This is a genomic window from Georgenia sp. Z1344, assembly GCF_057652375.1.
Genome location: NZ_CM172728.1, coordinates 1,322,931 through 1,339,540, shown reverse-complemented (window position 1 = coordinate 1,339,540; position 16,610 = coordinate 1,322,931). Strand labels below are relative to the sequence as shown.

Annotated in this window: 14 protein-coding genes; 6 read left to right on the top strand and 8 right to left on the bottom strand. The window is 74.6% G+C overall.

The window, feature by feature from the left end; genetic code table 11:
* Nucleotides 1–70: 70 nt before the first annotated feature.
* Complete coding sequence (locus tag AC24FB_RS05920; RefSeq protein WP_425714426.1) at nucleotides 71–832, bottom strand: hypothetical protein; 762 nt, start codon at nucleotides 830–832, stop codon at nucleotides 71–73.
* A 101-nt stretch (nucleotides 833–933) separates the two neighbouring features.
* On the opposite strand from AC24FB_RS05920, the gene AC24FB_RS05915 reads away from it, so the two are divergent.
* Entirely contained in the window at nucleotides 934–1,341 is a 408-nt protein-coding gene (locus tag AC24FB_RS05915; protein ID WP_425714427.1) for a universal stress protein, read from the top strand.
* 52 nt (nucleotides 1,342–1,393) lie between these two features.
* Entirely contained in the window at nucleotides 1,394–2,704 is a 1,311-nt protein-coding gene (locus tag AC24FB_RS05910; protein ID WP_425714428.1) for an MFS transporter, read from the top strand.
* 133 nt (nucleotides 2,705–2,837) lie between these two features.
* On the opposite strand, the gene AC24FB_RS05905 is transcribed toward AC24FB_RS05910, so the two are convergent.
* From AC24FB_RS05905 to AC24FB_RS05895, 3 genes are all read right to left on the bottom strand, one after another.
* On the bottom strand, nucleotides 2,838–3,788 hold the full coding sequence (locus AC24FB_RS05905; protein WP_425714429.1) for a DUF4031 domain-containing protein: 951 nt from the start codon (nucleotides 3,786–3,788) through the stop codon (nucleotides 2,838–2,840).
* Nucleotides 3,789–3,845: 57 nt separating this feature from the next.
* The gene (locus tag AC24FB_RS05900) at nucleotides 3,846–4,136 is read right to left on the bottom strand and encodes a WXG100 family type VII secretion target (RefSeq protein WP_425714430.1); all 291 of its coding nucleotides are present in this window, start codon (nucleotides 4,134–4,136) and stop codon (nucleotides 3,846–3,848) included.
* A 243-nt stretch (nucleotides 4,137–4,379) separates the two neighbouring features.
* Complete coding sequence (locus AC24FB_RS05895) at nucleotides 4,380–5,642, bottom strand: HD domain-containing protein (protein ID WP_425714431.1); 1,263 nt, start codon at nucleotides 5,640–5,642, stop codon at nucleotides 4,380–4,382.
* A 218-nt stretch (nucleotides 5,643–5,860) separates the two neighbouring features.
* Between AC24FB_RS05895 and AC24FB_RS05890 the strand changes: the two genes are divergently transcribed.
* Genes AC24FB_RS05890 through AC24FB_RS05875 form a run of 4 tightly spaced genes read left to right on the top strand, consistent with a single transcriptional unit; the run spans nucleotide 5,861 to nucleotide 11,446 of the window.
* Nucleotides 5,861–8,131 (top strand): SDR family oxidoreductase, encoded by a 2,271-nt coding sequence (locus AC24FB_RS05890; RefSeq protein WP_425714432.1) that lies wholly within the window; start codon nucleotides 5,861–5,863, stop codon nucleotides 8,129–8,131.
* Nucleotides 8,128–8,907, top strand: coding sequence for an SDR family NAD(P)-dependent oxidoreductase (locus AC24FB_RS05885; protein WP_425714433.1), 780 nt, complete (start codon nucleotides 8,128–8,130; stop codon nucleotides 8,905–8,907). The genes AC24FB_RS05890 and AC24FB_RS05885 overlap by 4 nt, the downstream gene beginning before the upstream one ends.
* Complete coding sequence (locus AC24FB_RS05880) at nucleotides 8,904–9,758, top strand: lysophospholipid acyltransferase family protein (protein WP_425714434.1); 855 nt, start codon at nucleotides 8,904–8,906, stop codon at nucleotides 9,756–9,758. Before AC24FB_RS05885 ends, AC24FB_RS05880 begins: the two co-directional genes overlap by 4 nt.
* Complete coding sequence (locus AC24FB_RS05875; protein ID WP_425714435.1) at nucleotides 9,755–11,446, top strand: FAD-binding oxidoreductase; 1,692 nt, start codon at nucleotides 9,755–9,757, stop codon at nucleotides 11,444–11,446. Before AC24FB_RS05880 ends, AC24FB_RS05875 begins: the two co-directional genes overlap by 4 nt.
* A gap of 107 nt (nucleotides 11,447–11,553) precedes the next feature.
* Here the strand turns inward: AC24FB_RS05875 and AC24FB_RS05870 are convergent, their stop codons facing one another.
* The 4 genes from AC24FB_RS05870 to AC24FB_RS05855 form a co-directional block, all read right to left on the bottom strand.
* On the bottom strand, nucleotides 11,554–13,458 hold the full coding sequence (locus AC24FB_RS05870) for an ATP-binding protein (RefSeq protein ID WP_425714436.1): 1,905 nt from the start codon (nucleotides 13,456–13,458) through the stop codon (nucleotides 11,554–11,556).
* On the bottom strand, nucleotides 13,458–14,216 hold the full coding sequence (locus AC24FB_RS05865; protein ID WP_425714437.1) for a response regulator transcription factor: 759 nt from the start codon (nucleotides 14,214–14,216) through the stop codon (nucleotides 13,458–13,460). Before AC24FB_RS05865 ends, AC24FB_RS05870 begins: the two co-directional genes overlap by 1 nt.
* A gap of 67 nt (nucleotides 14,217–14,283) precedes the next feature.
* The gene (locus AC24FB_RS05860) at nucleotides 14,284–14,850 is read right to left on the bottom strand and encodes an NYN domain-containing protein (protein WP_425714438.1); all 567 of its coding nucleotides are present in this window, start codon (nucleotides 14,848–14,850) and stop codon (nucleotides 14,284–14,286) included.
* Between the two features lie 270 nt (nucleotides 14,851–15,120).
* Nucleotides 15,121–16,587 (bottom strand): dicarboxylate/amino acid:cation symporter, encoded by a 1,467-nt coding sequence (locus AC24FB_RS05855; RefSeq protein ID WP_425714439.1) that lies wholly within the window; start codon nucleotides 16,585–16,587, stop codon nucleotides 15,121–15,123.
* Nucleotides 16,588–16,610: the final 23 nt, after the last annotated feature.

Sequence of the window (16,610 nt, the reverse complement as noted above, 5' to 3'; positions counted from 1 at the left end):
CCGGGACCAGGTCGTCGGGGCCGGCCGGTCAGCGCCGCCTCGTCAGGAGCAGGCAGTCAGGAGCAGCCGGTCAGGCGTCGTCCGCCAGCGCGTGGGCGGGGAGGATCTGCGCGGTGGCCGAGCACAGGACGGTGATCGGTGTCGGGTCGGCGGTGATCCCGGGGAGCGGCTCGATGTCGAGCAGGACGAGCGGATGCTCGCCGGACCCGTCGTGGTTCGGGGCCGTGCCGAGGTCCGGCCCGCTGCCGGAGGTCGTCGCGCCGCCGTCGGCGGCCGTCCCGTGCTCGATGCACACGCCCCACGAGCTCGGCGTGCGCGATCCGTCGGCGAGCTCGAGGGGGAGCGGCGCGAACGCCCGGCCCACGTACGTCTCGCCGGGGGCGAGCACGATGCCGCGGGCGTTGAGCGGGACGACGGTCTGCGGCGCGGCCCGGCTCGTCAGCCAGGCCACCCCGCCCTCGACCTCGACCGCGGACGGGATCGCGGCCGGGTCGGAGGCAAGGTCCTCGGCGGTCGGGTTCGCGGTGCCGATGCCGCGGACGAGCAGCATGTCGGCCGCGCCGGTGTTCGTCACCTCGTAGACCGCCTCGAGCGACGGCTGCGCCGGGTCCGCTGCCGCGCCCGTCGTGTCGAGCTCGACCGTGAGGGAGAGCCCGTCCGCCGCGGTGGAGCGGGTGACGCCGTCGGCGTCGTCGGCGTCGGGAGTCTCGACGGGGACCTCCTCGCCGGCGGTCCCGGCGGGCCCGACCGGGGCGTCGTCGGCGCACGAGGCCAGGCCGAGGGCGAGCAGACCTGCCGCGACGGCGACGGCAGGACGGGGGCGCAGGCTCATCGGCCCAGCGTGGCAGAGATCGGCGGCGCACGGAGGCGGTCGGAGCGTTCGTATGATGCGACCGGGCCGCCGGTCGGCGGCCGCGACCGAGAGGATGTCCCGTGTCGATCGTCGTGGGCTACGTGCCGACGCCCGAGGGGCGCTCCGCCCTGCGTCGGGCCGCCGAGGAGGCCCGGGTCCGCGGTGCCAAGCTGCTCGTCGTCAGCTCCCAGCACGGCGGTCGCACGTGGGACCCCGCGGAGGCCGCCCGCTTCGAGGACGACCTCGACCGCGTGCGCGCCGACCTCGAGGCGGCGGGCGTCGAGCACGAGGTGCGCACGCTCGTGCGGGGGTACGACCCCTCCGACGACCTCGTCGAGGTGGCTCGCGCGGAGGACGCCCACATGATCGTCATCGGGCTGCGCCGGCGCTCCCAGGTCAGCAAGCTCATCCTCGGCTCGAACGCCCAGCAGATCCTCATGAAGGCCGACGTCCCGGTCCTGGCCGTCAAGGGCGCGCCGGAGCCGTGACGGGCCCGACCTCCGACCGCCGCGCGCCGGCGGACCGGCCGAGGTGCGCCGGGTGAGCGCACCGACCGGCCCGTCCCGCCGCCTCCCGCGCGGCGCGAGCGTGGCGTTCCTCGTCGTCGCCGTCCTCGTCATCGGGCTCAACCAGCGACCGGCGATCACGGCCATCCCGCCGATCCAGGACGTCATCGCGTCCGACCTCGGCATGGGCCCGGCGGTCACCGGCGCCCTGACGTCGGTGCCGCTCGTCTGCTTCTCCCTCGTCGGCCTCGTGGTGCCCGCGCTCGTGCGCCGGCTCGGGGTGGACCGGCTCATGCTCGTCGGGCTGATCCTGCTCGGGGTCGCGGTGGCGGCCCGGCCCTGGGGCGGCGCGGTCGTGCTGTTCGCCGGGACGATCCTCGTGGGCGCCGCGATCACGATCGCCAACGTCCTCCAGCCGGTCGTCATCCGTCGGGACGTTCCCACGCGCGTCGGAACGCTCATGCCTGTCTCGACCGCCGCCCTGTCCACCGGGGCCGCCCTCGCCTCGCTCGTGGCCGTCGACCTCGAGCAGTGGCTCGGCTGGCGCGCCACGCTCGCGCTGCTCGCGGCCCCGATCGCAGTGGCCGTCCTCCTGTGGGCCGTCCGGGTGCGGGCCACCTCGGGGGAGGACGCCGACCCGGCCGGCACGACGACGACAACCGGATCGACGCCGGAACCCGAGGCGACGAAGACAACCGGATCGACGCCGGACCCCGAAGCCCTCGTGCGGCCGAGCGTGGAGACGTACCCGGAGCGACGGTCCGCGTGGGCCGAGGGGTCGAGCTGGTGGCTCGCGGCCTTCTTCGGGCTCCAGTCCACCCTGTTCTTCTCCGCGGCGGCCTGGCTGCCCTCGATCCTCGCCGATCGCGCGGAGGCGAGCCGCTCCGACGGCGGGATCGCGCTCACCGTCTACTTCCTCCTCGGCGTCGTCGGGGCGCTCGCCACCCCCGTCGTCGTGCGGCTGCTGGGGAGCTACCGCCGGGCGTCCCCCGTGCCCGGCGCGGGGTGGGCGATCGGGATGGTCGGACTGCTCGTCGCCCCGGACGCGTGGCTCGTGTGGGTGATCGTCGCCGGCGCGGGGCAGGGGATGGGCATCAGCCTCGGCCTCACCCTCGTGGCGGTGCGGCCGGTCGACGTGGTCCACGGCCGGAGCGTGTCCTCGATGGCGCAGTCGGTCGGTTACGCGATCGCCGCATTCGGCCCGGTGGTGCTCGGTCGGGTCTACGGGCTCACCGGCGACTGGGTGGCCGGCTGCCTGCTCATGCTCGGGCTGTCGATCGCCCTCGTCGTCACGGGCTTCCCCGCGTCCTCGCCCCGGCCGCTCGGCCTCCCGCGAGGGGCCTGACCGCCCGAGCGGGAACGTCCCGGTCCGCACCGGGTGCGTGGCGTGCGCGGGCGCGCGCACCGGCCGGTCTGACGTACGTCGCGGGTCGGATCCGCGGCTCCCGACCCAGCCGATCGGATCCGCGGCCCCCGACCTAGCCGGCCGGATCCGTGCTGCTCGTCCCGAGCTCGGCGATCTCGGCGGCGACGTTGACCCGGGCCCGCTCCTCCCAGCGGGCACGACCCTCGGGGGTCGAGAAGATCGGACCACCCTCGGCGAGCGCCCGCAGGACCGCGGCGCGGCCGGACGCGAAGTCCTCGTCCGGCACGTGGGCGTACTCGGCCCGGACGTCCGCGGCGTACTCGGCGTAGCGGCCCGCGGGCGCGGCGAGGATCGCCAGGTCGGCGTCGCCGAGCAGCGCGGCGTCGCGGTCGCCTCCCGCGTGCTCCGCCGTGGTCAGCACGAGCCGCGCGACCTCGTCCGCGAGCCCGGGGGAGCCGGCCGGGCCGATCGCCGGGTCGGCGAGCGCGGCGGAGGCGAGCTCGGCCGACGCCCGCTCGTCGTCCGGCGTGCGACCCCCGTGGACGGCGTCGTGGAACCAGGCCGCCAGCTCGACGGCGGGGGAGACCTCCGCGCCGTCGGCCGCCAGCTGGTCGAGGTCGAGCAGGATCCCGTCGAGGTGCCGCACGTCGTGGTACCGACGGTGCGGCTCCTGCCACCGCTCGAGAAGGTCGTCACCGAGCCCGACCCAGGCGTCGGTCGCGCCGACCCCGGCGATGCGCTCGCCGAGGCCGGCCCAGCGTGCGCGCAGGTCGGCGACGAGCCGCCGGCGCCGCTCCTCGGTGCGCCGGACGAGCGCGACCCGGAGCCCCGAGCCGGACAGGCGCCGGAGCAGGGTGCGGCGGTCCACCCGCTCGGCTCCCGCAGCGACCAGGGCGTCGAGCGCGCCGGCCGGCACGTCGTAGTGGTCGAGGTCGAACGACCTCGGCGGGAGGCGCTGGTCCCGCGCGAACGCGTGGAGCTCCTCGAGCGAGACGTCCGAGACGAGGTGCGACCACGTGGTGCCGTGGGCGGGCCACAGCGGGTCGTCCACCAGGAGGGCCATGCCCCGATGCTAGGGGGCCGTGCGGCCGGCGGGTCCGAGCCGGCCGCGCCGCCCGGCTCACACCGCGAACATGCCGTGCGCCGCAGTCTCCGCCTCGTCGTACCCGCGCGCGGCCGAGTCCAGCGCGAGCGAGATCTGGTCGAGGTTCGCCTCGACCTGCGACTGCACCGTGCGCCACTGGTCCGAGCAGGTGCCGAACGCGACCGACGCGCCACCCGTCCACGTGCTCTGCAGCGCCACGAGGTGCGCCATCATCGCGGCGACCTCGCCGCGCACCGAGCTCGCCGTGGTGCGCACCTGCGCCGCCGCAGTCGCGACCTCGCCGCTGTCGACCTGGAACCGTGCCATGACCTCCCCCGTCCCGGCCCCGCCCGGTGCGGGGCCAACGGGGGTGACGCTACGAACGCGCCGGACGTGGCGCCGCGCGCCGACGCCCCACCGGTGGACAGGGTGGTCGTGGGACGAGCTGTGGAGACGGCGTGCCGACAGATCCGTTTCGGCGTGCGCCGGACCCGCGAGTCTCGGACCGCGAGGTTCGGGCCCGCACGGCTCGGCACGGCCGGGCGCGGCTCCGTCCCGGCGCGCGGACGGTCAGCGACGCCGACGGCGGGGTGCGTCGTCGGGCCCGCGCTCCATGCCCGAGCGCGTGGTGAGGTCGTCGGGCGTCGGGGCGGACTCCTGAAGGTCCGTCGGGACGCGTCGCTCGCCCGGGCGGGCGGGCTCGGTCGGTTCGTCGCGTTCGGGCTCGGTCGGACGGACTGGCGGGGACGGCCTCGGCGGCGGGGGGAGCGGGGCACCTCCGGCTCGTGGGCGGGCGAGCAGCTCGTCCGGCCCCATCTCGAGGGTCGAGGTGAGCGGGCCGGGCCGGTCCGCGGGACGGCCGGGGCCTGGGCCTGGGCCAGGTCCGGGGCCGGGGGTGGTGCCGGGCAGCCGGTCGGCGATCGGGACCCGCGCGGGCTCCGGCTCGGCCGCGTCGGCGGGCTGCACCGGTGCGGGGCGGAACGTCCCGGGACGGTCGGCCTCGGGCCGGCGACCAGGCTGGTCCGGGTGCAGATCGTGGTCCGGGTGCACGCGCATCGGGTGCTCGGCCGCCGGACGGCCGCCGGCCTCATCCGCTGCGACGCCCGCCTCGGCCGCCGCGACGTCACCCTCCGGCCCGGATGCGCCGAGACCGTCGAGCTCCGAGCGGAGGATCTCGTGCTCCGACGTGAGGTTCTCGCGGGCCGCGTCCTCCCAGTCGGCCGCCATCGGGCTGGCGTAGATCCGCCGGCGCCCGAGCAGCGCCTCGACGATCGCCAGGCGGGCCTGGACGTAGTGGCGCACGGGGATGTGCGCGTACTCGGCGCGCACGGTCTCCCGGTAGGCGCGGTACTCCTGGGGACGCTTCGCCAGCACCGCCAGGTGTGCGTCGGCGAGCGCGAGCTGGTCGATGTCCCCGCGGTCGCCCTCGTGACCGCGCAGGTGGACGACGAGCTCCGCGACCCGGTCCGCGACGTCGTCGGCCACGCCGAGCCGGCCGAGCTCCGCGCGCGCCACGTCCGCGGACGCCACCTCGTCCTCGCCGGCGGCGCGGCGGTAGGCGTGCTCCTCGGCCACCGAGAACACGACCCCGTGGTACCAGGCGGCGAGCCGTACGACGTCGGGGTGATGGGTCTCCTGCGCGAGCTCGTCGACCTTCATCAGCACGAAGGTGAGGTGCTTGACCCCGTGGTGGTGGCGGCCGGGTGCCGACCACCGGGCGAGCAGGTCCCGGGCGTGCTCCTCGAGCTCGACGGCGGGTGCGGTCGCGCCGACGGCCGCGGCGCTGCGGGCGAAGGCGGCGGGGAGCCACTGGGGAGCGTCGGTGACGCCCATGTCGTGCGCCTTCCTCCGGTCGGGGCCTCGTGCGCGGGCCGTGCGGTCCGCGCCGACGATCGTAGTCGCGCACCCCGGGACCCGCGCACGGGCCGGTCTCCCCGTCGGCCGCGCGAGGACGGGCGAGGCGCAGTCCGCCGCGACTCCGGCGGACCGCGCGTGACCTTCGCGACCGGCGGGGACCTCGCGGGCCCGCCCGGGGCCAGTAGAGTGCCTGCGTGACTCAACCGTTGGACGGGGCGCACGTCCTCATCACCGGGGCCACCGGTTTCGTCGGCCAGGCCGTGCTCGAGCGACTGCTCTCGGCGTACCCCACCACGCGCGTGACGCTGCTCGTCCGCCCCCGTGGGGAGATCAGCGGCGCCGACCGGATCCGCCGCCTCACCCGCAAGCCCGTCTTCGCCTCCTGGCGCGAGAGCGTCGGCGACGACGGCGTCGAGCGCGCCCTGGCGGAGCGCGTCTCCGTCCTCGAGGGCGACCTGGGGAACGTGCCCGAGCTGCCGCGCGACCTCGACGTGGTGGTCCACTCCGCCTCCACCGTCTCCTTCGACCTGCCCATCGACGAGGCGTTCGCGTCCAACGTCGGTGGCCCCGTCGCGCTCTACGACGCGATCGCCGCGACTGGGGCCGATCCCCACGTCGTGCACGTCTCCACGTCCTACGTCGCCGGCCTGCGCAAGGGTGTCTCCGAGGAGACGTCCCTCGAGCACGAGGTCGACTGGGAGACCGAGCTCGAGGCCTCGCGGGTCGCGCGTACGCGCGCCGACCATGCCTCCCGTGACGCCGAGCGGCTCGGCGGGCTCCTCGACAGGGCGACCAAGGAGCACGGACGGGCCGGCGCGCAGGCGGTCTCCGCCGCCGCCGAGGAGGCCCGCGAGGCCGCCGTCCGCGACGAGCTCGTGGCCGCCGGGCGCAACCGGGCCCGCACCCTGGGCTGGCCGGACGTCTACACGTTCACCAAGGCGCTCGGCGAGCGGGTGGCAGAGGGCCGCTGGGGTGCCGGGCACCGGCTCTCCGTGGTCCGCCCCACCATCATCGAGTCCGCCCTCCGCCACCCCTACCCGGGCTGGATCGACGGCTTCAAGGTGGCCGACCCCCTCATCGCCGCCTACGGCCGCGGCCTGCTGCCGGAGTTCCCGGCGCTCGCCGACACGGTCCTCGACGTCATCCCGGTCGACTTCGTGGTCGGTGCGATCCTCGCGGCCGCCGCCGCGCCGCCCGAGCGTGGCGAACCCGCGTACTACCAGGTGGGGTCGGGGCTGACGAACCCGCTGCGGTTCGGCCGGCTCTACTCCCTCGTGCGCGAGTACTTCCAGGAGCACCCGCTCTCCGACGCCGAGGGGTCCGAGGTCACGGTCCCCTCGTGGTCGTTCCCCCACGGTCGCGCGGTGGAGCGGGGGCTCGCCCGGCGCGAGCGCCTCGTCGAGCTCGCCGACAGGGCGGTCTCCGCGCTGCCGGGGTCGAACCGGTCGCGCGCCTGGTCGTCGACCATCTACAAGGCCGGCCGCGACCTGCGCACCCTGCGCAAGTTCACCGAGCTCTACCAGCCCTACACGCAGACCGAGGTCATCTTCGACGACCGCCGCACGCGGGAGCTCCACCACTCGCTCCCCGAGGAGCGTCGGGCCGAGTTCGGGTTCGACGTCACCGACATCGACTGGCGGGTCTACCTGCAGGACGTCCACATCCCCAACGTGCCCGGGCTCATGCGCGATCGCCGGTCGGCCTCCCAGGGCGTGCGGCCGCCCGCCGGGGCGGACCTCGCACGGCGCGAGGACGTCGTCGCCGTCTTCGACCTCCAGCGCACGATCGCCCGCTCGACGCCGGTCGAGCACCTCCTGTGGGCCGAGCTCACCGCGAAGTCGCCCGGCTCCTGGCCGAGGTCGGTCCTCGAGGTCGTCTCCAAGGCCCCCGGCTTCCTCACGGCTGACCGGCACGACCGCGGCGAGTTCATCCGCAGCGTCATGCGCCGCTACGCCGGCGTGCCGGACGAGCGGATGCGCCGGCTCGTGCAGGAGCGACTCGCACCGTCGTTGCGCGCGAACCTGCACTCCGAGGCGCTCGCCCGCATCGCGGAGCACCGCGCAGCGGGTCACCGCACCGTGCTCGTCACCGGTGAGATCGACGTCTTCGTCGAGCCGCTCCACGACCTGTTCGACCACATCGAGGCCGGTCGGATGGAGGTCGGCGACGACGGGCGGTGGACCGGTCACCTCGAGGTCTCCCCGCTCGTCGGCGAGGCCCGCGCAGCCTGGCTCGTGCGCGCCGCCCGTGAGAACGGCTGGGACCTCTCCGGCTCGTTCGCCTACGGCGACGCGTACGCCGACCGGCCGTGGCTCGAGGTCGTGGGGAACCCGACCGCCGTCAACCCGGACTCCGCCCTGTACGCGTTCGCCCGCGCCCGGCGCTGGCCGGTCGTCAGCTGGACCGGCACCGCCGAGTCGCGGCTCGCCCCCGTGTGGCGCGCCGTGCGGGGAACACGCTCGTGACCGCCCGGCTGCACGGCCGTGCGCTCGTCACCGGCGGGACGTCGGGCATCGGGCTCGGGTTCGCGCGCAGGCTCGCGCTGGCGGGGCTCGACGTCGTGCTCGTCGCCCGGGACCCGGGCCGGCTCGAGTCGACGGCGGCGGAGCTGACGGCCCTCGGCGTCGAGGTCGAGACGATCGTCGCCGACCTCGCCACCCGGGAGGGGACCGACGTCGTCGGTGAGCGCCTCACCGACGAGGAGCGTCCGGTCGAGGTGTACGTGGCCAACGCCGGGCACGGCCTCTACGAGCCGCTCGCGACCGAGGACACGGCGCCGCACCACGCCGCCATCGACCTCATGATCCGCGCGGTCCTCGACACGGGCGCGGCCGCCGCGCGGGCGATGACCGCCCGTGGGCACGGTGTCATCATCCCCATCGGCTCGATCTCCGGCACGATCGCCACCGGACACTACTCGGCGATCAAGGCCTGGACGAACAGCTGGGCGGAGTCGCTCGCCACCGAGCTCGAGGGCACCGGCGTCACGGTCACCTGCGTCATGCCCGGCTGGGTGCGCACGGAGTTCCACCAGCGGGCCGGCATGTCGACGGGGAAGATCCCGGACGCCCTGTGGCTCGACCCCGACCAGGTCGTGGTCGAGGCGCTCGATGCGGCCGAGCGGGGCGACTACCGGGTCGTCCCGTCGTGGCGCTACAAGATCATCGCCTTCGCGGCCGAGAAGGGGCCCAAGGCCGCGGTGCGGGCGGTGTCCCGCGTGATCCAGGGAGGCAGACGATGACCGCAGCACCCGTGCAGCGGGCCGGGACGGGCGAGGACGCCGTCCCCGCGCCCTCCACGAGGCACGCCCACCAGGCCGCGCTGGCCGCCCGCAAGGCGGCGGGCCGACTGGTCGACGCGGCGGGCGACAGCCTCCTGCAGTACACCTCCGGCCTGTGGCGGGTCGGCCGCGTGGCCGCCCAGAAGGGTCCGCTCAACGCGCTGGTCCGCACCGTCACGCGCATCGACGTCGTCGGGCGCGAGAACCTCAAGGGCGTGCGCGGCCCGTTCGTCGTGGCCCCCAACCACAGCTCGCACCTCGACGCCGCCGTGATCCACGCGATCATGCCGTGGCAGCACGCCGGCCGGGTCGCCACCGCCGCCGCGGGCGACACGTTCTACACCAAGCGCGTGACGAGGGCGCTCACCGCCCTGTTCTTCAACACCTACCCCGTCGACCGGTCCGGCAACCGCCGCAAGGCGGGCCTGTCCGCGCGGCTGGTCGACGCGGGCGTGCCGCTGCTCATCTTCCCCGAGGGCACGCGCTCGCGCACCGGCGAGATGGCCCGGTTCAAACCCGGTGTCGCCGCCCTGTGCGTCACGCGCCGCATCCCCTGCATCCCGGTCGCCCTCATCGGGTTCCACGAGGCGATGCCGGTGGGCCAGTCGTTCGTCTCCCGCGGCCGCCCGCACCTCAAGGTCGTGATCGGCCGCCCGCTGCGTCCCCGGCGCGGCGAGCGGATCCGGGAGTTCAACGAACGCATCCAGGCCCAGGTGGCGGCGATGTACCGGGCGCGGACGCCCGACGTCGTCGTCGCCCGACCGGGCACCGGGAGCAGCGGCCGCACCGGCGGCCAGGAGGAGGCATCGTGACCGAGGTCCAGCACCAGAAGTGGTGGGGGTGGGGCGTCGAGGGAGTGACGTTCACCCACGACAACAAGCCCAACTTCGCCCCCTTCGTGCTGGACAAGGTCGGACTCGACCTCTCCCTGGGCGGCACCCCGCCGCCCGCGTTCGAGGACCTCGACGTCCCCGCCCCGCGGCTGCCGGACACGCTCGCCGCCGGCCTGAGCGGTGCCGTCGGCGACGCGCACGTGACGGTCGAGGACATGGACCGGGTCGTGCACACCTACGGCAAGGGCATCTCGGACCTCGTCCGGGTCCGGGCCGGCGACCTCCCGCGCGTGCCCGACGTCGTCGTCTACCCCGGCAGCGAGGACGAGGTGCGCGCCGTCGTCGACCTCGCCGACGCCGCGGACGCGGTGATCATCCCCTTCGGCGGCGGCTCCAACATCTCCGGCTCGCTCACCCCGCAGCCGGCCGAGACCCGCCCGATCATCTCCCTCGACATGGGGCGGATGAACAAGGTCCTCGAGATCGACGAGGACTCCGGGCTCGCCCGCGTGCAGGCCGGCGTGCTCGGCCCCGACCTGGAGGAGCAGCTGGGCGCGCTCGGCTGGACCTCCGGCCACCAGCCCGACTCCTTCCGGCACTCCACCCTGGGCGGCTGGGTGGCCACCCGCAGCTCCGGCATGCAGTCCGACCGCTACGGCGACATCGCCGACATCACCCGCGGCCTGCGCTCGGTGCTGCCCGGCAAGGTCGTCACGCTGCGCCCGCTGCCGTCGACCTCGACCGGCCCGTCGGTGCGCGAGATGATCATCGGCTCCGAGGGCCGCCTCGGCGTCATCACCGAGGTGTGGATCCACGTCCACCGCCTGCCCGAGAAGCGCCTCGTGGTGGCCTACCTCTACCAGAACTGGGCCTCCGCGCTCGAGGCGATGCACGACATCTCCACCTCGGACGTGCACCCCTCGATCACCCGCGTCTCCGACCCTGCCGAGACCCAGTTCTCGCTGTCCACCCAGAAGAAGCAGACCGGCATCAAGGGCAAGATCTCGACCGGCATCTTCGACCTGCTGGCCAGGCGCGGCTGGGACCTCGACGAGGTCTGCCTCAGCTACGTGGGCTACGAGGGGTCGCCCAAGCACGTGGCCTACCAGCGCAAGGCGGTCGGGAAGATCGTCGGCGCACACGGCGGCATCCCGCTCGGGACCGGCCCCGGCGCGCTGTACGACCAGAAGAAGTTCGACACGCCCTACATCCGCGACTTCCTCCTCGACATGGGGGCGCTGGCCGACGTCTCGGAGACCGCGGCCCCGTGGTCGCGGCTGCGCGGCATCTACCAGGGCGTGGTCGCCGCCGCCGAGGACACCTACGACCGGCTCGGCGTGCGCGGCTACATCATGTGCCACCTCTCGCACAGCTACCACTCGGGCGCCTGCCTCTACTTCACCTTCGCGTTCCCGGCGGACGAGTCCGAGGGCGCCGAGGCACCGCTCGACCAGTACTGGCACCTCAAGTCCGCGATCCAGCAGGCCTTCATCGACGGCGGCGGCACCCTGTCCCACCACCATGGCGTGGGCACCGACCACGCTCCGTGGATGGAGCAGGACGTCTCCGAGGCCGGCATCGACCTCATGGTCGGGCTGCTGCGCTCCGCCGACCCGCACCGCCGGCTCAACCCCGGCACGCTGCTGCCCGAGCACCGCGAGTGGTGACGGGAACCGCGACGCGCTGACCCGAGCGGTCAGGGCGTCCCTCGAGGCACCTGCCCGCATGGCGCCGTCGGGCGGTGGACGGCGGGTCCGTCGGACCTCGACGACCGTCAGACCGGGCGGGGTGCCTGCTCCTCGCCGGTGAGCATCCCGCCCGCCGTCGGTCCGGCCACCGGAAGCACGAGCTCGACGGTGGTGCCACCGCCCGGGGTCGCGAGGACGCGTGCCCGGCCGTCGTGCGCGCGGGCCACGGACGCGACGATCGCCAGGCCCAGGCCGGAGCCACCGCCCGCGGAGCGGGCCCGTGAGCGGTCGAGCCGGTAGAAACGGGCGAACACCCGGTTCGCCTCTTCCGCCGGGATGCCCGGACCGTGGTCCTGCACGCGCAGCACCACCTCGTCCTGGGCAGGGGGCTCGGCGGGCAGCGGCGCCGTCGCGGGCGGCGTCGGACCGCGGCCCGCGAGCAGCCCGAGCAGTCGCCGGTCCGGCGGACGTCGCGCCGCGGGGACCTGCGACCCGCGTCCGGGCGCCCGGCGTGGCACGGTGCGCTCCGGCTCCACGTCCTCGGACGGCGGGGCACCGGCGGCACGGCTGGGGTGCTCGCCGTCGTGCCCGGTCCCCGGGTCCGGTGATCCGGGTACGGGACCGAGCTGCCCCGTCGCCGCCCACGCGCCGGGGGACGCCGCCGCGGGGTCGGGCTCGGTCGACGCCGTCGACGACGCCGTGGCCCCCGACGACGCCGGACGAGCCGCCGGGTGCCCCTGAGCGGCCCCGGCCGCCGCCCCGGACGAGGCCGAGGGGACTGACACCTGCGGTGCCGCCGAGCGCAGGCCGACGAGGATCTCGACGTCGGTGCCCGCGGGCGTGTGCCGGACCGCGTTGCCGACGAGGTTGGCGAAGACCTGCCGCAGCTGGTCGGCGTCCGCGCGGACGACCGTGGGCCCCGCGGTACCCGGGAGCGGCAGGAGCGTCGCCCGCCGGGTCGGGTCGAGCGCCCGCAGGTCGCGCACGGCGTCGGTCCCGAGGTCGGTGACGTCGACGTCGGACAGGGTGAGCCGGCGGTCCTCGTCGATGCGGGCGAGCGTGAGGAGGTCCTCGACGAGCGTGCCCATGCGTCGGGCCTCGGCCTCGATCCGGCCCATCGCGGCGGGCACCTCCGACTCGGGGACGCCGCCCATGCGGTGCAGCTCGGCGTAGCCGCGCACGGTGGCCAGCGGGGTGCGCAGCTCGTGGGAGGCGTCGGCGACGAACCGGCGCATGCGGCGCTCGGAGGCCGACCGCGCGGAGAACGCCCGCTCGATCTGGGCGAGCATCGAGTTCAGCGACTCCGACAGGCTGCCGATCTCGGTCCCGGGCACGCCGGGTGCGACGCGGCGCGTGAGGTCGCCGGCCGCGATGGCGCCCGCGGTGCGTTCGATCGCCCGCAGGTCGCGCAGCTCGTGGCGGATGAGCAGGTACCCGCCCGTCGCGCCGAGCACCACCAGCGAGACCGAGATGAGGACGACGTACTTGCTGGTCTGCCGGACCGTGGCGGCCACGTCGTCCATCGGGGTGGAGATCGTGAGGACGCCGACCTGGTCGCCGGCGCTGCTGACCAGTGGCAGGGCGAGCGCGCGCCAGGTGACGTCGTCGTGCGTGCCGCGCAACGTGGTCGGCCGGTCGGCGGCCTGGTCCGGGAGGACGGGCAGGCCCACCGCGGACGACGTGCGGGGGTGCGCGATCGTCTGCGTCTCCTCGCCGTCGAGGGAGATGCTGACGACGTAGCGGGTGGGCACCACCTGGTCGCCGCCGGCGCGCAGCTCCTCGAGGTCCTGCTGGGCGATCGTGTCGACCGTGTCGTGGAGGTTCTCGTCGAGCTGGTCGACCAGCTGGCTGCGCAGCACCGCGACCACGGTGGCGCCCGCCAGCCCGAGGCCGAGGCCGAGCAGGAGGACCGTCGTGACGACGAGGCGCGCCGACAGCGACCAGCCCTCCGTCGGCGCGTGCCCCGCCCGACGCCGTCCGAGCGCGTGCATCAGCTGGTCGGCCGGCGCAGGACGTAGCCGAAGTTGCGTCGGGTGTGGATGAGCGGGACCAGAGCCTCGGCCTGCTCGCCCTCGAGGCCGAGGAAGTCCGCGGAGTCGACCTTGCGGCGCAGGTAGGAGATGTAGGACTCCACGATCGTCGCCTCGCCGTGCCAGTCGTACTCCCACACGTGGTCGAGGATCTGCGACTTGGACACGACCCGCTCGGCGTTGACGAGCAGGTAGCGCAGGAGCTTGAACTCGGTCGGCGCGAGGTTGACGAGGACCCCGGCACGCCGCACCTCGTAGGCATCCTGGTCGATCTCGAGGTCCGCGTACCGCAGCACCGGGTCCTGCTCGGGGCCCGTGATGCCGACCCGGCGCAGGACCGTGCGGATGCGCGCGACGACCTCCTCGAGGCTGAACGGCTTGGTGATGTAGTCGTCCCCGCCCACGGTCAGCCCGTGGACCTTGTCCGAGAGGTCGTCGCGCGCGGTGAGGAAGAGGACGGGCAGCGACTCGTCGTGCGAACGCAGCCGCCGCAGGACCGTGAAGCCGTCCATGTCCGGCAGCATGACGTCGAGCACCACGAGGTCCGGCCGGTTGTCGGCGGCCTTGCGCAGCGCCTCGTTGCCGTCGGCGGCCGGGGTCACCTCGAAGCCCGCGAAGCGCAGGGACGCGGTGAGGAGCTCGCGGATGTTGGGCTCGTCGTCGACGACGAGGAGGTGGGCCTCGGTCGGCGCGGGACCGGAGCCGGCAGCGGTGGGCATAGGACCCATGATCCACCCCGATCCTGGACGATTCCTGGGAGCGCGCCGGACGTCGCCGTCGGGCGGGTTACAGGAACTGGCTGGCGTCGAACGAGGCGAGCGGGATGACCCGGACGCGGGGGAGTGCGGTGGTGAAGGCGCGCACGTCGTCCTCGAGGTCGAAGATCTCCAGGCCGCGCGAGGTCAGGGCGGTGAGCTCGTGGTTGAGGAACTCGCGGAAGGCGAGGATGCCGACCCGGTGGCCGGCGTCGAGGAGGTCCTCCATCTGGGGGAGGAAGTCGCCGTCGTGGGAGACGAGGAGGACGTTGCCGTGGCCCTGCTCGAGGATCGCCTCGAGCATGCGCTGCACGCCGATGTCGACGACCTTCTCCGTGGTCGACCCGGCCAGCGGGATCGGCCGGTAGTCCATCGCGAGCAGCGCCTGGATGAACGACGTCGGCAGGTTGCCCGAGGTGGCGTTGAGGAAGAACAGGCCGCGCGCCTCGCCGCCCCATGCGTCGCCCGCGTGCGTGAGGACCCGGTCCCAGCGCGGCCGCTCCTCGGGGTTCGGGCGGTGGCCGAGGATGCTCACCCCCAGCGTGGCGTCGATGTTCTCGCCGTCGATGACGAGGTACGTGGTGGGGGCGTCGCTCATGAGGACAGGTTAGGCGTGGTGGGGGCGTGCGCGTGCCCGGGGTGGGTGCCGCGTGGGGCGGACCAGTGGGGGGACGGTGCGGGCGGGCGGTCGGCCACCGGCCATCGTGTGGCGAGATCAGGGGAGGCGGGCGAGAGACGGGGATTTTTCCCCGGGTCTCGGCCCACTTCCCCCGATCTCGTGACCCGGAGCCGCTGAGCACCCCTGATCTCGGCGAGCCTCCCCTGATCTCGGCAGCCGCGTGGCGGGCGGCCGGTCAGGAGCGCCCGGTCAGCGCACCGGTGCGGGCTGCTCGCGGTCCGTGGACCGACCGTCGCCGTCCGTGGCGGACCCGGCGTCGGCTCCCCGGTCGGCGCCGGCCCCCACAGCCACCTCGTCCTCGTCGCGGAAGAGGTCCTCGGCGTCGGCGGAGTCGTACTGCTCGCGATCGAGGATGCCCTCGCGGTGCGCCACGACGACCGGCACGAGCGCCTGACCGGCCACGTTGACCGCGGTGCGCCCCATGTCGAGGATCGGGTCGACGGCGAGGAGCAGGCCCACGCCCTCGAGCGGCAGGCCGAGCGTGGACAGCGTGAGGGTGAGCATGACGGTCGCGCCCGTCATGCCGGCGGTCGCGGCCGAGCCGACCACGGAGACGAAGGCGATGAGCAGGTAGTCCGTCAGGCCGAGCGAGAGCCCGAAGAACTGGGCCACGAAGATCGCGGAGATCGCCGGGTAGATCGCGGCGCAGCCGTCCATCTTGGTGGTCGCGCCGAGCGGCACGGCGAACGACGAGTAGCCGCGCGGCACGCCGAGATTCCGCTCGGTCACGCGCTGCGTGAGGGGCAGGGTGCCGATCGACGAGCGCGAGACGAACGCCAGCTGGATCGCCGGCCAGGCGCCGCGGAAGTAGCGCAGGACGGACAGGCCGTGCGCGCGCAGGATGACGGGGTAGACGACGAGCAGCACGAGCAGCAGGCCGACGTAGATCGCGAGCGTGAACGTGCCCAGGCTCCCGATCGAGGTCCAGCCGTAGGTCGCGATGGCGTTGCCGATGAGTCCGACCGTCCCGATCGGGGCGAGGCGGATGACCCACCACAGGACCTTCTGCACGATCGCGAGCAGCGAGGCGGACACCGAGAGGAACGGCTCGGCCTTCTGCCCCACCTTGAGCGCGGCGATCCCGATGACGAGGGAGACGACGATGATCTGCAGGACGTTGAAGCCCGGCGACGCGCCGACGCCGGTCACGGCCCCGTCCGCCGCCGTCTCGAGCCCGGCGTTGACCTCGAGCCCGAGGAAGTTCGCCGGGACGATGCCGGTGAGGAAGTCGAGCCAGCCGCCCTGACGCCCGGGGGCGGAGGCATCCTGGGCGTCGACGCCGGCGTTGCTGCCCGGCTGGAGCGCGAGGCCCAGGCCGATGCCGATGAGCACCGAGACGAGGGCGGTGATCGCGAACCAGATGAGCGTCTGAGCGGCGAGTCGGGCGCCGTTGGCGATGCCCCGCAGGTTGGCGATCGAGGTGACGATGGCGAGGAACACGAGCGGCGGGACGATCGCGCGCAGGAGTCCGACGAAGGTCGAGCCGATCGTGTCGAGCGTGGTCGTCAGGGCGTTGGGCTCGTCCTCGGGACCGGTCCCGAGCTCGAGGGCGAGCCAGCCGAGGAGGATGCCGGCGACGAGGCCGATGACGATCTGCGCGCTGAAGGACGGCAGCCGGAGGCGGCGCGCGGGCGCGGTGGTGGAGCGGGTGGACACAGGGGTGCCTTTCGTGGGGAGGG